Source organism: Thermococcus sp. 2319x1, assembly GCF_001484685.1.
Lineage (GTDB): Archaea > Methanobacteriota_B > Thermococci > Thermococcales > Thermococcaceae > Thermococcus_A.
This window is the reverse complement of sequence record NZ_CP012200.1, coordinates 932792-949794: the sequence shown is the minus strand read 5'-3', so window position 1 is coordinate 949794 and position 17003 is coordinate 932792. Positions and strand designations below refer to the sequence as shown.

General features: G+C 42.7%; 24 protein-coding genes and 1 tRNA gene. 15 read left to right on the top strand and 10 right to left on the bottom strand.

Translation table 11 applies throughout. From position 1 onward, the window contains the following. Positions 1-6 precede the first annotated feature (6 nt). Complete coding sequence (locus ADU37_RS05345; RefSeq protein WP_238982012.1) at positions 7-540, top strand: flavoprotein; 534 nt, start codon at positions 7-9, stop codon at positions 538-540. On the opposite strand, the gene ADU37_RS05340 is transcribed toward ADU37_RS05345, so the two are convergent. Beyond that, positions 504-2561, bottom strand: coding sequence for a hypothetical protein (locus tag ADU37_RS05340; RefSeq protein ID WP_058946629.1), 2058 nt, complete (start codon positions 2559-2561; stop codon positions 504-506). The genes ADU37_RS05345 and ADU37_RS05340 overlap by 37 nt on opposite strands. 86 nt (positions 2562-2647) lie before the next feature. Between ADU37_RS05340 and nikR the strand changes: the two genes are divergently transcribed. From nikR to ADU37_RS05325, 3 genes are all read left to right on the top strand, one after another. Then, entirely contained in the window at positions 2648-3064 is a 417-nt protein-coding gene (gene nikR, locus ADU37_RS05335) for a nickel-responsive transcriptional regulator NikR (protein WP_058946628.1), read from the top strand. A 41-nt stretch (positions 3065-3105) separates the two neighbouring features. Next, positions 3106-3182 (top strand) — tRNA-Thr (locus ADU37_RS05330). Between the two features lie 55 nt (positions 3183-3237). Then, entirely contained in the window at positions 3238-4473 is a 1236-nt protein-coding gene (locus ADU37_RS05325) for an Nre family DNA repair protein (RefSeq protein ID WP_058946627.1), read from the top strand. Between the two features lie 358 nt (positions 4474-4831). Here ADU37_RS05325 and nrdD read toward each other — a convergent pair whose 3' ends face one another. Further along, on the bottom strand, positions 4832-5779 hold the full coding sequence (nrdD, locus tag ADU37_RS11620) for an anaerobic ribonucleoside-triphosphate reductase (RefSeq protein WP_082663025.1): 948 nt from the start codon (positions 5777-5779) through the stop codon (positions 4832-4834). 450 nt (positions 5780-6229) lie between these two features. On the opposite strand from nrdD, the gene ADU37_RS05315 reads away from it, so the two are divergent. From ADU37_RS05315 to ADU37_RS05295, 6 genes are all read left to right on the top strand, one after another. Beyond that, a complete protein-coding gene (locus tag ADU37_RS05315; protein WP_058946626.1) occupies positions 6230-6562 on the top strand; it encodes a hypothetical protein in 333 nt (110 codons plus the stop codon). Between the two features lie 215 nt (positions 6563-6777). Further along, positions 6778-7131 carry a hypothetical protein gene (locus ADU37_RS05310; RefSeq protein WP_058946625.1) on the top strand — a complete coding sequence of 118 codons (354 nt, stop codon included), beginning with the start codon at positions 6778-6780 and terminating at the stop codon, positions 7129-7131. A 609-nt stretch (positions 7132-7740) separates the two neighbouring features. Continuing rightward, the gene (locus ADU37_RS05305; protein WP_058946624.1) at positions 7741-8196 is read left to right on the top strand and encodes a 6-carboxytetrahydropterin synthase; all 456 of its coding nucleotides are present in this window, start codon (positions 7741-7743) and stop codon (positions 8194-8196) included. A gap of 28 nt (positions 8197-8224) precedes the next feature. Continuing rightward, positions 8225-8644: a PPC domain-containing DNA-binding protein gene (locus ADU37_RS05300; protein ID WP_058946623.1), complete on the top strand. Its 420-nt coding sequence runs from the start codon at positions 8225-8227 to the stop codon at positions 8642-8644. A 122-nt stretch (positions 8645-8766) separates the two neighbouring features. Next, positions 8767-8982 (top strand): gamma-glutamyl-gamma-aminobutyrate hydrolase family protein, encoded by a 216-nt coding sequence (locus ADU37_RS11755; protein ID WP_255357531.1) that lies wholly within the window; start codon positions 8767-8769, stop codon positions 8980-8982. Beyond that, positions 8966-9547 carry a gamma-glutamyl-gamma-aminobutyrate hydrolase family protein gene (locus ADU37_RS05295; RefSeq protein ID WP_255357530.1) on the top strand — a complete coding sequence of 194 codons (582 nt, stop codon included), beginning with the start codon at positions 8966-8968 and terminating at the stop codon, positions 9545-9547. Before ADU37_RS11755 ends, ADU37_RS05295 begins: the two co-directional genes overlap by 17 nt. Here ADU37_RS05295 and ADU37_RS05290 read toward each other — a convergent pair. After that, positions 9527-10390 (bottom strand): radical SAM protein, encoded by an 864-nt coding sequence (locus ADU37_RS05290; RefSeq protein ID WP_058946622.1) that lies wholly within the window; start codon positions 10388-10390, stop codon positions 9527-9529. The two genes, ADU37_RS05295 and ADU37_RS05290, sit on opposite strands and share 21 nt — an antisense overlap. A 60-nt stretch (positions 10391-10450) precedes the next feature. On the opposite strand from ADU37_RS05290, the gene ADU37_RS05285 reads away from it, so the two are divergent. Next, positions 10451-10849: an OsmC family protein gene (locus tag ADU37_RS05285; RefSeq protein ID WP_058946621.1), complete on the top strand. Its 399-nt coding sequence runs from the start codon at positions 10451-10453 to the stop codon at positions 10847-10849. A gap of 34 nt (positions 10850-10883) precedes the next feature. Further along, entirely contained in the window at positions 10884-11168 is a 285-nt protein-coding gene (locus ADU37_RS05280; protein ID WP_058946620.1) for a family 4A encapsulin nanocompartment shell protein, read from the top strand. Here the strand turns inward: ADU37_RS05280 and ADU37_RS05275 are convergent. From ADU37_RS05275 to ADU37_RS05260, 4 genes are read right to left on the bottom strand one after another with little or no spacing between them, the layout of a single operon-like run. Continuing rightward, the gene (locus tag ADU37_RS05275; protein WP_058947635.1) at positions 11158-12045 is read right to left on the bottom strand and encodes a triphosphoribosyl-dephospho-CoA synthase; all 888 of its coding nucleotides are present in this window, start codon (positions 12043-12045) and stop codon (positions 11158-11160) included. The genes ADU37_RS05280 and ADU37_RS05275 overlap by 11 nt on opposite strands. Before the next feature lie 5 nt (positions 12046-12050). Further along, entirely contained in the window at positions 12051-12908 is an 858-nt protein-coding gene (locus tag ADU37_RS05270) for a hypothetical protein (protein WP_058946619.1), read from the bottom strand. A 3-nt stretch (positions 12909-12911) separates the two neighbouring features. After that, positions 12912-13358: a PspC domain-containing protein gene (locus tag ADU37_RS05265; RefSeq protein WP_238982011.1), complete on the bottom strand. Its 447-nt coding sequence runs from the start codon at positions 13356-13358 to the stop codon at positions 12912-12914. Further along, the gene (locus ADU37_RS05260; RefSeq protein ID WP_058946618.1) at positions 13358-13561 is read right to left on the bottom strand and encodes a PspC domain-containing protein; all 204 of its coding nucleotides are present in this window, start codon (positions 13559-13561) and stop codon (positions 13358-13360) included. The genes ADU37_RS05265 and ADU37_RS05260 overlap by 1 nt, the downstream gene beginning before the upstream one ends. A gap of 175 nt (positions 13562-13736) precedes the next feature. Here ADU37_RS05260 and ADU37_RS05255 point away from each other — a divergent pair, with 175 nt between their 5' ends. Then, the gene (locus tag ADU37_RS05255; RefSeq protein ID WP_058946617.1) at positions 13737-14447 is read left to right on the top strand and encodes a 2,3-bisphosphoglycerate-dependent phosphoglycerate mutase; all 711 of its coding nucleotides are present in this window, start codon (positions 13737-13739) and stop codon (positions 14445-14447) included. Positions 14448-14471: 24 nt separating this feature from the next. On the opposite strand, the gene ADU37_RS11505 is transcribed toward ADU37_RS05255, so the two are convergent. Beyond that, the gene (locus tag ADU37_RS11505) at positions 14472-14615 is read right to left on the bottom strand and encodes a hypothetical protein (protein ID WP_004069223.1); all 144 of its coding nucleotides are present in this window, start codon (positions 14613-14615) and stop codon (positions 14472-14474) included. A 143-nt stretch (positions 14616-14758) separates the two neighbouring features. Between ADU37_RS11505 and ADU37_RS05250 the strand changes: the two genes are divergently transcribed. Continuing rightward, positions 14759-15160: a M67 family metallopeptidase gene (locus ADU37_RS05250; RefSeq protein WP_058946616.1), complete on the top strand. Its 402-nt coding sequence runs from the start codon at positions 14759-14761 to the stop codon at positions 15158-15160. On the opposite strand, the gene mobB is transcribed toward ADU37_RS05250, so the two are convergent. Both mobB and ADU37_RS05240 read right to left on the bottom strand, forming a co-directional pair. Beyond that, positions 15157-15888, bottom strand: coding sequence for a molybdopterin-guanine dinucleotide biosynthesis protein B (gene mobB / locus ADU37_RS05245; RefSeq protein ID WP_058946615.1), 732 nt, complete (start codon positions 15886-15888; stop codon positions 15157-15159). The two genes, ADU37_RS05250 and mobB, sit on opposite strands and share 4 nt — an antisense overlap. Before the next feature lie 5 nt (positions 15889-15893). Next, positions 15894-16115, bottom strand: a complete 222-nt coding sequence (locus ADU37_RS05240; protein WP_058946614.1) for an LSm family protein — start codon at positions 16113-16115, stop codon at positions 15894-15896. A gap of 59 nt (positions 16116-16174) precedes the next feature. Between ADU37_RS05240 and ADU37_RS05235 the strand changes: the two genes are divergently transcribed. Then, positions 16175-16996 carry a hypothetical protein gene (locus tag ADU37_RS05235; protein ID WP_058946613.1) on the top strand — a complete coding sequence of 274 codons (822 nt, stop codon included), beginning with the start codon at positions 16175-16177 and terminating at the stop codon, positions 16994-16996. Positions 16997-17003: the final 7 nt, after the last annotated feature.

Below are 17003 nucleotides of genomic sequence, written 5' to 3'. Positions count from 1 at the left end.
CAAGTGGTGGAAGAGTTGAGAGTTGCATGGGGAATCAGTGGTGCTGGACATCTGCTTCTGGAAAGCGTTGAGGTACTAGAAAAATTAAGGGACAAGCATGAGATCAAAATATTCCTGTCCTCGGCTGGAGAAGAGGTAGCCAGAATGTATGGAGTTCTCGAAAGAATAGGAAGCTTCCCTCTCGTTAAGGAATCCAGACAGGGACGCTCATTTCCTTCATGCGGTGCCTTCAATCTGGGTAAATTTGACGTCTTTGTAATATCCCCCGCAACTTCAAACACGGTTGCAAAGATACGACTTGGCATAGCAGACTCTTTGCTTTCATGCTGTGCATCTCAAGCCTTGAAAAGTAGAGTGCCATTAATACTAGTCCCAACAGATTCCAAGCCAGTTGTGGAAACCAAAGCCCCTAGCGGGGAGCTCTTTAAAATCTATCCACGCAAAATTGATCTTGAACATCTCGAAGCGTTAAGAAGGGAAGGGGTGGTAGTTCTTGATCACCCTTATGATGTGGAAAAAGCCTTGGAGCGGTTTTTATGAACGTAGTAGAATTTTCCATCTTTTGTTACCGTGACATAGTCGGGGGTGTATTTTGGACCATAATAGAGGTTGTGTCCATCCAGTCTGTACCATAAGGCCCTTGCCGCTTCGAGCTTGTTGAGTTCATCTAAAACGCTCAAGTTCCCTTCCTTTACCATCTCCAGCAACCCCTGCACGTATTGCTCGCTTATGTTGAAAGTCACGTAGGAGGCAAAGAACTCATATCCCGTGATCAGCTCTTCCATGAGGTTTTTGTAGGGATACGCTGGAGTTACAGATACATTAAAGCGCTTGTAAAAATCCTCCACCGCAGTAACATCTGGCCTGTAAGGAAGTATCCCAAGAACCATCATCTCTACCGTATCGTCATAATACCTCTTAAACCAATCCCCATCATAGGGATAGAAAAGGTTCTCATTTGATATGTAGGGGTCTTTTCCAAGGACGTAAAGGCCCCTATAGTTGCTTCCTACTAAAAGGGGCACATCCCATATCACTATTATCTCTGAGTGATCGAGCTTCCATCCGCTAATGCTTGCTGGGATTTGAAGTGCCCACGCTTTAAGGTTGAAGTCCATGAAAAGGTTGTTCATGAGAACAACTTGGGTTTCCCCATCGTAACCGCATATGCCTGACCTCAGGGTTTTTATTATGGGCAAATCGTAGGAATGGACATAGCTGTTTACAAAATAGGCTATGTGTAAGGGGGTTATGGAGTAAAAGGGTAAAGGTTTGTTGTAAAATCGGAAGAAGTCTTCTTTAGCTCTTTCATAAAAGAATTTCATAGCTTCACCCATCTTGATTTTGCCATACCTGTCAAACCCCAAATCCGGATAAATGATCTTGTATACATGGAGGGGTTTGTAAGTAGCAGCTGACCGCCATATGTATTCTAACTCATCTCTTCTGTAAGGGTGGGCATTCTGAAACCATTCGCCGCTTCCATCGAATTTTATCTCAAAAATTTCTGGGTAATGGGAAAACTCCACCCGGATTGAATTGGAGTTTCCATGGTAATCGCTTCCTTTTATCGTTATGTTATACTCCCCCCACTCAAGCGGGAACTCCATTATTGAGCTGTAAGTGAGAGAAGCGGTTTTAATGTCTACCCGATATTCTCTCTCCTCCACCTTAACAATGAGTTCTTTTGGTGGATTCATGTTGTCCTTTACTGTAAAGGCGACTTTAATCTTCTTGCCCTCGCTTTCTACAGTTCCCCATATCTTAGGGGCTATCGTGTCGCTTCTTTGCTCTTTCAAAAATGCCTCCCAACTGAGATTTACCTCGGTGATTTCAAATCTTGCCGAGTTCTCTATAAACCACTCCCTAAAGGTTTGGTTGGCAATTAGGTAACTCTCTATCGAGCCAAGGCTTTCAAGAAATTCCTCTATCTCATAAGGCTCGAATCTATCTATTATTCCATTCATGTTGTCTATAGCGTTCTTCACATCTGGAGGGAGTTCATAAAGGGCCATGTGGAGAGCCTTTATTAGGGCAATATAATTCTGCAACGTACGGGCGGCGTAGATGTTTTGGGAGTTTTCTATACCGTTTCTAATTCTTGGTGGCAACTGGTTGTAAGTTTCAAGGAATTCGCTTACCTGATCCTCAAATATCGCTACCCTCCTAGAGAATTCTTCAAGGGTATAGGGGCTTTCTGAAAAAAGAAAACGAATCATATCATCTCTTAGAGGATATGGAACTTTTTCAAGAACTCTACTGACCCTTTCGCTTAAATTTGCGAGGAGAAGTAAGTTGTCGGTCTCCACTTCATCAAGCAGTGTACCTCTGTATTTGTAGAGAGGGTATATTTTATTTGCTATGTCTTTCTCCTCTTCGCTTAACTTCCCATCATCAAGAAACCCCAGCTTTGATGCAATCTCATATATCTCCTGGTCTCTTTGGGTGATCCGTTGTGGAGGAGGCTGTACAGCTCTCATGCTCCAGAAAAGGAGGATTAAATACGCCAAGAAAAGTCCAATGAGGATTTTTTTGGTATCAACAACAAACTTTTTTCCCATGTTTTTTATTATCTCCTCAATGCTTATCTACTTTTCTTTTGCCAAAATTTAAATACCCGGGGTATAAAAATGCACTGGTGATTGTGGTGAGAATAATCCGTTTTGGTGTCTCGATGCCGGAAGATCTCCTGGAAAAGTTTGATGCCATTATAGAGGAAAAGGGATACGCTAACAGAAGCGAAGCAATTAGGGATCTGGTGAGGGATTTTATAGTTAGACACGAGTGGGAGGAGGGGGATAAGGAAGTTGCCGGAACTATAACCATTGTTTACAATCATGATGAGGCCGATGTGGTGAAGGAACTCCTTGACATGCAGCATGATTATGTAAATGAAATCATCTCCAGCCTTCACGTTCACATGGACAAGCACAATTGCCTCGAGGTTATAGTCGTTAAGGGAAAAGCCAGCAGAATAAAAAGAATAGCCGAGAGACTAATTAGCCTGAAAGGGGTAAAGCATGGAAAGCTGGTCATGACCACCACGGGCAGAGAACTGGTATGAAAAAGCTTATAAATTTCTCTTTTATCATCACACTTGGGTGTGCCGGGGTAGCCTAGCTCGGTAGGGCGGCGGACTCGTAATCCGCAGGTCCCGGGTTCAAATCCCGGTCCCGGCTCCATATCCTCGTAACCTTTAATTATCCCTTGTTGTGACATATGTACGGTAGTCAGTGAATGAAGCCGGATCCTGGTTTGTGTATATTGTGCAGAGGGCGAGGATGGTGCGGCCTTGCATACTGCCCCGTAGTAGCGAGGGCTCGGGCCACTTTACGAATTAGGCGCTCTGTTTCTTCAAAAGTTATCGAAGGTTCAACACCCCCATCGGTCTTTGTTGGTAGAATTGGTTATCCATACGTGAGAATAGGACCGGCAACACCTCCCTTGGTGGGGGATACGAATATCTTTGATTTTCCTGAGATGTGGATTAATAGGAACGTAGAGGATATTCTCGAATATCGCTGGAGCCTGATCACAGGGATCAAAATAGCAAACGTCAAAAAGCCGGAAGACAAGCTTATAGAGGAGTTGAGACTTTTGGCCATGAGTTCCAAGCCCGTTGATATTGAACTTGCCCTTAAAAAACCACCAAGACTTTTCATGACGTTCAGTGAACAAGAGCCCCCACAAGGACCAAGATCTCCCCTTGCAAACATGAAGGTCATTGGAAACCCCTCAATTCCAAGGCCTGTGGAGAAAGCCCATGATGATACAGATTTACCGGCATTTGAGGCCGTTGTTAGCCTCTATGAATCTGGATTGCCCGTGTCGTACATACAAAAGATATTCAGCACCGGAGCACTTGGAATTAAAAAACAGAGAAGACTCGTTCCCACAAGGTGGAGCATCACTGCGGTAGATAGCATGCTCTGTAAAAAGCTCATCAGGGAGATAAAAGAATACAATCCATTAAATGATATCCTTGTGTTTAGATATCGCGTTCACGAGAATCTCTTTATTGCCATTTTATACCCAGCAAAATGGAGTTATGAATGGATGGAGGCATGGTGGCCCGGTTCCACTTGGAATCCGGGGGTGGGTAAGGTTGTTGTCGAAGGCGATTATGAGGATTACCATGGGAGGACAAGCTACCCGAGCATAGGTGGCTGTTATTATGCGAGTATGCTTGCGACTCTCGAATATCTGAAGAGAATAAAACGGCAAGCTACCGCGATACTTCTTAGAGAGATTTATCCCGGCTTTAGGATACCAGTTGGCGTATGGTTTGTTAGGGAAAGCGTCAGGGCAATGTTTAATTCTCCACCTCTCTTGAAGACAGACAGCCTAGGTGAAGTTTTGGAGTTTTTAGAAAAAGAAACAAAGCTTGGAAGCAATAAATGGTTCTCTTCTTCAGTGCTCTTGAGAAGAATACGATTCACTAGAGCCATCTACGACTTTTTGAAGAAAGATTAAGGGATCAGGTTTGGCTAGTATACCGGTCAAATCAGAGTTGGTAATGGTTTTAAACATCTAAAACGCGTTTTATTAAATTCTTAGATGAGCATCTAAATGTTTTATAAACATAAAACTGCTTTGTTTCACCTTATCTCTCAAACTTTGACTCGATTTTTTACTTTCGATGATTTTTAGCATAATACGATATAAAATAGTATTATAATTTATAAGATTCGGAATAACATGACTTTAAAATATAAAATTGCATACAAATTACGTTTTATTAAAGTAAAACTTTGCAAATTTTTACCCAATGCAGAAATAATAGAATAACTCTCACATGAAAGGATGGCCATAAAAAGGAAGCCGACGGGAATCAGACAAAATGATTTACGTAGACTCTAACTCCCACATCCTCCAGTTTTTCCCTAAGGAACCCAATCTCCCCCTCCGGCCAGCAGTGTTTAGAGCACCACTCCCTATCACGGGGACTCGTCATGGGTGTGCCAACGAGCGGGTTTAGCACGACGTAGAAGTCAGTCTCAACTTCTCTTAGAGCCCTTTCTACCCAAGGCCACTGTTCGAGCCCCCTCGCCACGGGAACTCTGAGCTCCAAAGGAACGCCGTACTCGGAGACAATCCTGAGCCCTTCAAGAAACAGCTCCCAAAGTCTTCTTGATGCCTCAAAAGGAAGGCCGTAAAGCTCCTCTGGTGGGGCCTTGAGGTCCGTAGCTATGTGGTCAACCAGCTCTGCCTTCAAAAGCCTCTCAAGTGGCATCCCCTTGGGCGCGTCGAGGGTCACGGTGAAATTCGTGAAGGGCGTTTGCATTCCCACCCGGCTTGGGTAGTTGAGGTTGTAGATGAGCCTCTGGACGTGCTGACGTATCTTTTCTCTGTTGAGGCCGTCCTTTCTTATAAAAGGTCCTGCGTACCATTCAACGCTTGAAAGCGCCTGGGCACCACTGAAGTAGTGCTGCATGGTTATAAGGTAGTTTGCTATATGATCTACGTAAGTGTCAAAATGCTTTGCTGGTCTCGAAGTTATCGTCGGCGTTCTGAGGCCCTTTTTGAGCAATCTCGACGTGCTATGGCCTGAGCAGTAGGGGATGTAGAGGCTGTAAGGGAGCTTGTGGATGTAGATATCCCCTGAGAAGTGCGCTTTCCTCCCGTCCTCTGGAACGAGGGAGATGCTTTCCTTTAGGGCTTCTTCCATGACGTAAGCAAAGAATCCCGTTGGTCCCGGGTAGCGGTTCGCGTTTTCGAGCACGTCAAGGTTGTTCCAGCTTATATATTCTTGAAGAACGTCTTTCTTTACGGTCTCCATGTTCAACACCTGGATAATTTATCCATGTTTAGGGAGGTGAAAAGGACTTAATAACCCTTGTCATTGAACCAGCGATCATAATGTCAAGATTTCATACGATAGTTGGATAAATTATCCAGAAACTTGGGTTATTCTATGCCTTTTGTTCAAACCAGAAAGTCAAACAGATCTTGTTAATCAAACCTATGCGGCAAAATCTTGTCATATTTACAAAAACAAACCCAATATTCTGACATATTAAAAAAGGTGGAGGCCATAGCTTCTTAACCCTCAGTTCGGGATAGGGCCTGTGATCCAAGACTATTCATGTACATTTTGAGGGGTGGCTATACTCGTTATATTCAGCTTCCAGGGGACAAGTCCCTCGTGGACGAGCTTTTTGATGCCCGTATCCCCACCTGAAGAAAAATTTAAAAAACCGCTTGTTGTTATAACATGGGGTGATAAGACGTGTTGGACATACTCGGTTTTATTTTCTATGCTGGGGCTTCGCTTGTTATCCTGTTTATAGCAGCGTTTTCAGAAGGTATATCAAGAATACTAGCCCTTCCAGCAGCGCTTGGATACATACTACTGGCCTTTTGGTCAATAGAGCAGGCAAGTTCCGATATAATGAGGAAGGACAGGAAGAGGGATGCAAGAATGATACTCCTCTTGAACATAGTCTCCTTTGGATTAGGAGCGTTGTCCTTCTATCTTTACATGAATAGTATAGTGACGCCAATACTGCTGCTTGGGCCCGCGTTCGTGATTGGCCTCTGGAGATCCCTGCGGGAAAAATAGAGGGTTTTGAAATTTTTACCCTTCTTTGTTTTTGATGTTCTTTTTTGTGCGTGGGTTTTGGATATAAGGTACATTATATGACAATTATGTATAGTGGTAAAAATAACAAACGTTAAAAAGAATGCTGACGATAAACCTAACGGTGGGACGCGTGGGGGCTATCAGATTCTAAGCACCGTGGGAAAAAGTGTTCTCGAACTTCGGAGGTGAGTGGCATGGAGTCTAAAAAATATGGGTTTTTTGGAATTGGCGCTAAATATCCATCTCTTGTATCCTTAGCGGTGGAAATACTAAAAGCCAAGGCTAAGGAGGCGTGTATAACTAGAAGCAACTTTCGTCCATTTATTAGGGAAAACCAGAAGACAGGAGAACTTGAGCTTATAATTCCAGTGGCATCCCTCTCAAAACTTGAAAAGTGTGTGCTAGAAGCTGTGGGATTCCCAAAAAGGCCAGTCCGAGTTGGAGATACCATGATCATAGCTATTGTTGTAGGCTCATTTGAACTTGGTCAAATTGATCAGGAGTTAATGCAGATGCTCCGCACGCTTTATTATACGCTGACATGTTGAATATTTATTAATTATTACCACCTATCATTGTAAAAGGAAAAATTAATGATAATGCCGGCTTATACAGGAACAACTCCCCAAGTATTGTGGACCCATACCCATGGGACAAACCTAACGCATGAACTCCCATTTATACAACTTTAAGTTGTAAAAAATTTGTATTTTATAATTCACAACAGTAATAATTTTAAACTCTCAACTAAATTTTAATTTATAAATAACTTGCAATATTAATTATATTTTGTTTTATTTTTGTATTTTTTAAATTATAATATTTCGTAATTATTTTAAACTCATGCTAAAGTAACAAATTTGAGTAAAAGTTGAGAGATAAAGTAGGCACACTATCTCCAAAAATACCACTTAAAGTAGTAAAGAATTCCAGAGGGTATTTATACCCTAATCACGCTACAATCTTCCGGGGGGAAGAGACATGGAGAATACTCAAATGTTCGTGTGTCCCTTTTGCAGTTACAAGGCAAAAAGCCTAGAAGAATTAAAGCAACATATTCTTGAAAAACACACGCTGAATAGAGAAGACGTAAGGGGTGTTAGATCCATTCAAAAATATTAAAAGCATCTACTTGCTTTTTATTTATGGTGATGTCTATGTTCAAAATAGTTGAAAGAAAAATTGGATGGCACAAAGACTTTGACAGCTCCCATTTCTTGGCTTTGCCTTATGAGAGCAAGTGCCTTAGGATTCATGGGCATACATATAACGTTGACGTAGAGGTATGGGGCGAGCTGAACGAAAACGGCATGATATTTGACTTTAACCATTTGAGCAATCTTATAAAGCTCCTCGATCATAAAATACTAATAAGTGAAGGTTGGGTAACTGACAAAAGAGATGGATACGTTGTTGTGGAAAAAAACGGCAAACATCTGGAGCTTCCTGAAAGTGAAGTGGTAATCCTTAACAAACCAAACGTGACAGCAGAGTATATTGCGGAGTGGTTTGCCGAGAGAATAGCGGAAAAGGCAGGGGAGAACGTGAAGAAGATAAAGGTGAGGATTTGGGAAGACCCGAGAAGTTATGCTGAGGTTACCTTAGGGGTTTAGGCTCTCTATAACTTAGGAGGTGGTTGAGATGAGGTTTTCAAAGGGTAGAAGCTTTCTGTTTAGAATACCCAAAGGGAAGGAATTTTTGAGTGCTGTAAATGAATTTGCAAAAAAGCACAACGTGTTGGTTGGAACTATCAGCGCAATTGGGACCCTCAAGAATCCAAAAATTGGATATTTTGAAGAGGAAAAGGGACAATATAAAGTAATCGAGCTAGAAGGAACCTACGAACTGGTATCCGCTTTGGGGAACATAAGCATAAAAGACGATGAGCCCTTTGCCCATATTCATGTGAGTTTAGGAGACAAGGAGGGAAGACTATTTGGCGGCCACTTGATTGAGGGGGAAGTTTTTGTCGCTGAAGTTTACATTCATGAGCTCCTTGGTGAACCTCTAATAAGAAAGCCTCAAGAAAATGGGTTGGCTCTGTGGGATGCTGAAGAGTGAAACAATTCATTATACCTCCACTTGTGTTTAAAGTTAAAGCCAAAGTAAGTCAAGAAGTTTTGGAATTGTGATTTTTAAAAACTATTTAGGCGCTGGATACAATTCACCTGGAGGTGGTAAAAATGAAACCGATTATTGGAATTGTGGCTTCCTTTGACTGGGAAACCGGTGCCCTTACCATAAACGACACTTATGTCAGAAGAATTAGAGAAGCCGGTGGGATACCCGTCGCAATTCCACCACTTTTGGGAATAACAGATGTTATCGAGGCTATAGATGGGCTTATAATTCCCGAGGGGCCTGATATTCACCCAAAGTACTATGGGGATACTCTCTGATAAAATAGAATGGCTTGACATACAGAGGGACGAGTTTGAGCTTACACTCATTAAAGCTGCCCTAGAGAAGGATTTGTCCATGCTGGGAATAGGCAGAGGAGCACAGGCGATAAATGTTGCCCTTGGAGGTAGCTTGTATCAAGACGTTAGCGAAATCCCAAAAGCCATAAGGCACAATTGGCTTAAAAACGGAAAGTTCTTGGTACATCCCGCTGCAAAGGTTCATGAAGTGAGGATAAAGCTGGATTCTCTGCTCTTTGAGATACTTAAGGAAAACCTGGATGTTGAGTCCACGAGCGAGGTTTTTATAGGGGTTAACAGCTTCCATCATCAGGCTATTAAGAAACTTGGAAATGATGTAAAACCCGTGGCCTATGCAGAGGATGGAATAATAGAGGCCATTGAAGTGGAAGGAAGGTTTGCAATAGGGGTTCAGTGGCTGGCTGAGTACCTTGATGAGATGGAACCCCTTTTTAGGACTCTTGTAAAGAAAGCTCTTGAATACAAAAAGAAAAAACTTGGCCTGCTAAACCCAAAAAACAATTCAATAGATCTCCCCGTGTAGGAGCTGTAATACCAGATGAGAACCATCGCAGCTGGGGTATGAATAATAGCCCTCCCTGCAGGAGCCGAAGGTCATGCCCTTCGCCTCTATCTTTTTCCTCGCCTCCTCTAGGATTTTAAATCTCATGTCTTTTGGCAGGTAATAATAACCTCCTATCCTTTCCCCTCTCTTGTAAAGGGGTGTGAGCTTTTTCATTAGCTCAGGGAACTTTGCCTCCATTCTCCTCCAGGAATCCACCCGGAGTTTTAAAGTTGAGACGGTTATGTGAGACACAAAGCTCAACGAATCAAGGGTCTCATCAAAGTCTTCCCAAGTGTAAAAGGGTATTATCGGATCTATTCGAGCGTAGACAGGGATGCCTTCCTTCTTTGCTTTTTTCAATGCCTTGATTCTTTCCCTCGGCAAGGGTGCGTTTGGCTCTAAGAGTTTCGCTTTTTCCTCATCTACCGTGGTGACTGTGATTCCAACAGCGCACTTTAGGGTTCTCAAAATGTCCAAATCTCTCTCGAATAGGTTAGATTTCGTCAAAATTAAGCATGGAATATCGTATCTCTTGAAGAGTTCAAGCACCTTTCGGGTTATTCCCAAATCCTTGTCTATTGTTGGATACGGGTCAGAAGAGTAGGAGAGGGCTACTATGAATTTCCTGTTAAATTTTCGGAGTTCCCTTTCTAGGTTTGGGAGGAGGTTTTCCTTTATCCTCACTTTAAAGGCTTTAGGGATATAGGAGGTTATGTAGCAGTAAACACACGCATGGTCACAGCCGGTGTAGATGTTAAGGGTATACTTAAAGGGGCATGTGCAGAGCTTCGATTTCCAGGGGTCGAAGGGCCTTATGTACATACACCATAGGTTCACAAAAGACATTTAAAATTTTCCTGCAATCTTAGGCTGGTGATTTTCATGAAAGGAACGGTTAGATGGATTGGGGATTCCAAATTTGAAGCGCTTACAGAAGAAGGTGGAAAGATACTGTTCGGGGAGAAAGGCATCTCACCAATGAAGACCCTTCTCCTCAGCGTGGCAGGCTGTACGGCCATAGATGTAGTGATGATCCTTCAGAAGATGCGCGAGCCCCTTGAGGATCTTGAGGTTGAAATAAGCGGGGAAAGGCGGGAAGAACATCCGAAAATTTACACTAAAGTTCACATCCACTATAAAATCTATGGAAACGTAAATGAGGAAAAAGCGAAACGGGCTATAGAGCTTAGCCAAGAAAAGTACTGCTCCGCTTCAGCCCATCTCAAGCTCAGCGGGACGGAAGTTACTTACTCCTATGAGATTATTAGGGAAAAAGTTTAAGTCTCTTTTTCCAAATTATATTATGGTGAATTGGATGAGAGGAGAACTTATTAGGGTTTTAAGTGCTGTCGAAGAAAAAGCCAACGAGCTTAAGATGGATGGATTCGAGCCGGATTTGGTGCTCTTTGGAAAGGAAGCTTACGAGTTTTTAAAAGCACAGGTCAACGAGGAGTTTGGGGGAGAAGATGCAGTTTATGAAATTTCCGGGCTCAAAGTCAAGGTTGTCGAGGAATTTGGGGAAGATGCCGTTGTAATTGACTCAAAAGTCCTTGGTTTGGGTCTTGGAGGGGCAAAAAGGGTTAAGATTATCAAAGACTGAGGGGGTAGCCGCTTAAGATTAGCAAGCCAAGTGAAACCGCCATTATGTCCGCCAAGCTTCCGGGGTTTCTTAGGTCCTTCTTTTCCCTTAAGAATTCATCAAACTCTTCAAGAGTGAGCTTTCCGGAAAGGGTTTCTTTTGCTTTCTTTTGGACGAGCTTTGCCTCCTCAAGTCCGGCTTTTCTTACGATTAGAGTATCTATATGGCGAGAGAGAAGCTCGAGAAAGGCTTTGATAGTGGCTTCTTCAAGTGAAAGCCTTGAGGTCAGCTCTTTAAGCCTGTAAAAAGTTGAATAGCTAATCCTATAACCTGTGAGCCACTCCCTAAAAATTAATTCCCTCTCGCTTGAAATTTCGGCAAGTTTTTTGAGGTTTATTCCATCTCTGAGAAGCTCTTCAAAGGAGGCATCGTCGTAAACGTCATATTTTACACCTCTCTTAATCCCCTTTGGGTTTGCGGTTCTTATGGCTCTGTAAAACTCCACACTGTCTTGGGGAGTGGAGAGGACAATAAGCTTTTTAGCCTCTTCTTCTGCTTCAATGTCTTTTGCCCAGGTTAGTGCGATTGCAAGTGGAATCTCAAGGGTGATTATTCCAAAGTTGGGGTTTGAGTTTTGGGCTTTCCTGGAGTTTTCAATGGCCTTTCTTATCAGTGCTCCTATCTCAGCCTCTGCTGGTGAAATTTTGCCTTTCCTAATTAATTCTCCCTTCTCTGCAGCCTCAAAAAGAACATCCATGACAGCTGTATGGGCAAAAAGGAAATGGTAAAGGGTAAGGTCCTCAAAGTCTCTATATCTGTTTACGTTCCCCGGCTTGGGTATTGTTGCCTCGAGCAGAGAGCCAAGGGTAAAGGCCTTGACGACTTCCCACTTGTCCATAGCCATCATTCCACGACTATTTTTCCAATGAAGTTTTTGACTGTTAGTTTTAATGTTTTCTCCCCGATTTCAAATCCCTCGTTTATAGTTAGTGAAGTTAGAGAGCCCTCAATCATGGGAACTACCTTGGTGCCAGCTGGAGGAGAAATGTTGATCTCTCCGCTTCCCCTGTATATTTCAATTTGAGAGCAGTACTCCTTATTTTCTGGGCATCTCTCCAATTCTATCTCCATATCCCCAATGAAGTTCCTTGCAACGAGCGAGCTAAATGCCCCTGAAATTGTGACCTCGCCAACAACATTGTCCAATGTAACCGAAGAAATTCCCCCCAAATCAACCTTCACATCTCCAACCGTGTTCCTTAGGGCTAAGGATGCTATCTTATCATCTCCGACTTTTACTAAGAGCTTTCCATTTTCGTACTCTCCACACCCGGCACATGAAATTCTCAAGGTCTCGCCTTCTTCTATCTTCACCGGCAGATTGCTGAAGACCTCTATCCCATTTGTTCCATGTTCTACTGTTATTTCTGCGGCAATGTTTTCTATCAATACTTCAGAGGAGTTAAATTTTCCAAGCGTCTTTATCTCTCCGGCATCTTTGAAGGAAAATCTCCATGAGTAGTGTGGAGAGGTTACAAGGAATAATGCCAAGTAAAGAATAAGGGCAAGTGCTATGGCTGTTCTTGCGGTTTTGTTCTTAATCAGCACGTAGAGACCGGCAGCAATGAGCACTACTCCCCAAAATGCCTCCCTAATGTAGTGTGCATATGGGATGAGGTGGTCGTACAACTCCGGTCTAATGCTTTTTAAAAGGATTAACAGTCCCAAAAAGGTTAAAAAGACCCCAAGAAGTTTTTTCATTTCTCATCCCCTCGCTATCAGGTACAGGCCGAGTAAGAGGATAAGCAGTGCAACTATTACCCTTAGTCCAAAGAGTGGCAACGGTATGAAAACCTTTAAGAGCAACACTGCTCCTAAAAGGACAAGGGCTATCCCAAAAAGCTTCGTGTCGTCTTTTTTCTCTACCTTTGGAGCTTTTTTGGTCAGTTCTTCAACTTTTTCTCCAGCCTCTTCAGCTAGCTTTTCGATCTTCTCTGGAATTTTCTCTGCAGTTACTCTTTCCTCCTCTTCTTCGGGCATAACTATAGCCATTAAGAAATACGCCAGGATGAAAACTGGCTCAACGAGACAGAGAAGGATGAAGAGTACCCTCACTATAGTTGGATCAACGTCGATATATTCGGCTATTCCTCCAAGAACTCCCAAAAATATTTTATTCTTTTTACTCCTTTTGAGTCTCTTTTCCACCATCACTCACCTCCATTTTCAGGTTCCTCCGGTATTACAATAGCTAAAAGAAAGTATAGCAATATTGCAGTTCCTACACTTCCCAAGAGCAGGATTATAAAGAGTATCCTGACAAGGGTAGGATCTACGTTAAAGTATTCTCCCAATCCCCCACAAACTCCGAAGAGCATTCTGTTCTTTCTACTTCTGTAGAGCCTCCTTTCCATGTAAGTCCCTCCTTTGCTATAGCTATTTATGACTGTGCATTTACCTATATAATTTTAATCTTCTACGAGGGTGGTGTCACTACGAGTTTGAATGGTCAAAAGAAAAACTGCCGTTGCTCATCCTTGAACAGAAAGAGCTTTATACCAGTCCACCAACAATTTTTAGGTGAACCTAATGAGCAAACTTATACTAATAAGACATGGCGAAAGTCTGTGGAATAAGCTAAACCTTTTTACAGGCTGGGTTGATGTGCCTTTGAGCGAAAGGGGAATTGAAGAAGCTTTAAAGGCTGGAGAACTTTTGAGAGGGTGGAAGATAGATGTGGTATTTACCTCAGAACTTGTCAGAGCAATCCAGACTGCAATGCTCGTTATGAGCAAAAACACCTCCGGCGTTCCGAAGATAGAGCACGAAAACGGAAAAATGAAAGACTGGGGAATCGTATATGGGGAATACGGGAAAAATTACGTCCCCGTTTATAAGTCGTGGCATCTCAACGAGCGCTATTACGGCAAACTGCAGGGTTTTAACAAGGATGAGGCAAAGAAAATCTACGGAGAAGATAAAGTTTTACTGTGGAGGAGAAGCTACGACATAGCACCGCCGGGAGGAGAAAGCCTTAAGGACACTGCCGAGAGAACAATTCCTTATTTTAAAGAAAAGATACTCCCCGAGCTTGAAAAGGGGAAAAACGTACTTGTCTCTGCCCATGGAAATAGCCTACGCTCAATAGTCATGCACATAGAAAAGCTAACTAAAGAGCAGGTTTTGAAGCTTAACATCCCCACAGGAGTGCCGCTTGTTTATGAGTACTCTAAAGGAAAACTTGAAAGGATAGGCTATCTCTATGAGTGGGGCTATGATGAAAGTTTGCACATAGAATAAAAGGGGAGAAGAAGGCGATCGTGATCAAATTATTTCGACTTCAAACCCCACAACTTCTATCCCCAGCTTCCTTCTCGCTATTTCGAGGGCTTTCTCTACCTTGCTAACCACAACTATTTCCTCTTCGGGAATGGAATTCCTCTTGTAGTAGACTATTCTCGCGAGCATGTTTTTCACCTCTTGTATCATTTTGAGTGATAATAAAGGGATACCAAATCTTGATGATTGTAAACCTATTTATAAGCTTTTCTGCACTGATTTATTCATTGGTGAACAAAAAAGATTTAAATGCCTGAGGAAGAGAAGCACTCATGAGGAGTATTTTTATAAAACGTGCACATTTGAAGGAAATTCTAACCAAGGCCAGAGAGAGCAAAGTTGAAGTATGCGGATTTTTGATAGGGACGATGAAAGGGGAAGATGCCTTTGTGGACTATGTTGTCTTTGCAGAGAATCGGCTAAATTCTCCAGTAGGCTTTGAAATAGACCCTTTGGAAACGCTCAGAGTTCTTGAAAAAGCTGAAGAGGAGGGGAAGGAAGTCATCGGAATATTTCACTCCCACCTTAACTGTTCCCCGTATCCCTCTCATAGGGATTTGAAAGGCATGGACTTGTGGAGAAACGTATGGTTGATAGTGAATAACACTGGAGAATATAGGGCATTTGTTCTCGAAAACGGCCAGATAAAAGAAATTAATGTTGGAGTAACTTAGCCTTCGATTATAATCTCTATTTTCCTCCCTTCTCTGTAGCCCTTCATGGCGGAAAGCATGCCTTTAATGGTCTTTTCAACAAGCTCCTGAACCCAGTCTTTCATTGGAAGCTCCTTCCCATCAACCCTAACGATGACCTTTGGTTTTGAACTTAAGACAACGCAGTCTTCTGTGCTCTTTTCGCCCTTTACTATGAGCTTTGCCATCTCGTAACAGTCAAACCCGCACAATCCGCAGTTAATGTTCGGCAGCATAAACGCTCTTTCCTCTATTAAATCTGCCAGTCTTTCGGGATTCTCAAGGGGATTTATCACCTCAAGCCCTTCAATGCTTTTGGCTTCGCCTGATATAACACCGCTAACGGCTATAGCAAGCCCATCGTTTAATACTTTCACTTCCTCTTCACTTTTGGCACATATTACCTTGGGCAAATGCTTGGCATCTTTGAAGCCCTCAAGGAGGAGGAAATCAACCTCTGGCATTGTGGATAATAGGGCATTTAAGTCCTTTGCCTCAAAAAGGAGGGCATCTGTGTCTTGGGCTCTTACAATTACATAATCTGCTGCTCTTTTTAATTTCCAAGTGTCACTGTCCTTTCTGTCAAAGTTCGTGTGCATGCTCTTTGCTATCCCCACCCTGTATCCTCTTTTCTTGAGTTCTCCTGCGACCCTTTCTACCGTGGTTGTCTTCCCGCTCTTTTTAAACCCTACAAACGCAACTGCCCTCATTTTTATCACTCTAAGAGCATTATCCAGTTTGTGTCGTCTATCCTTACCACCAAGGCTTTCCCCCGGTTACCCACAACATCGGCAACGTTCTCCAAAATTATTACTTCCTCGTCAAAATCTTTTAGCACCCCAGTGAAGGAATGATCTCCGCTTACCGCTAAGGCAACACGTTTGCCTTTCCACGTTTCGAGGGTTTTGTCAAGCAAAAGGGGTTTTTCTTCGCTCATGTTCCCACCTATACAAAAAGACTATAAATGACTTTTAGCCTTTTCCATCTGGTGGTCACATGAGGTTGCTCACAAAGAATGAAGTTGTGAAAGAAGCCTTCTTAAACGAGCTTAAGAGGGAAGGGATCAGGTTTGCTGTTATGGAAAGACTCGGGTATGAGGCGTTTATTGGCTACATGATTGAAGGAACGCTTGAGGAGATAAACAATGCCATAAGCTCTTTTGAAGGTGAGGAAAAGGAAATTCTTCTTGAGGGCTTTCTCACGTTTAAGGAGCAGATAAACCATGCCCTTGAGCATCTTAAGGAGGGTGAAGAAATAGAGCATCTCCTTCAAGAGGGCTACTGGATGGGGGACGTTCTTGATCAGCTGTTTAAAAACGATGCAGTTGTTATTGAAGAGAACAAAGCAAGGTTAAAAGAAAACGTTGATATTACAAAGCTCAAATTCCAGTTCAGGTTTCCGTATCAAATTGCAAAAAACCTTGAGAAAATTGAGAAGATAGCGAAGCAGTTTGCGTTTGTTGACCTGCTTCCGGAATATGAGATAGAGATCCGGGAGCTTGAAATAGAGAAAATCAACCGGGCTATGCATATAGCCGCAAAGTACTTTGAAGAAGAGACGGTTATGGATGTTTACTTTGCCCTTATCTCAAGGGGAATAGTTGCGAGCGAGATATTAAATGCCCTTGGTAACGAGAAGGTTTCCAAAGAAGACTTAACCATGGCGTTTCTCAAGGCGATGCCCATGGAGATACCCACCGAAAAGGGCACCATGATAATAAACGTGATGAACGGGAAGGCATTTGAAGAAATTCTGAGAATGCTTGAGAAGGAAGGGCGAATAGACATAAAGGGTAGGAAGGTTAGGAGGTTGAGGTAGTGCTCTC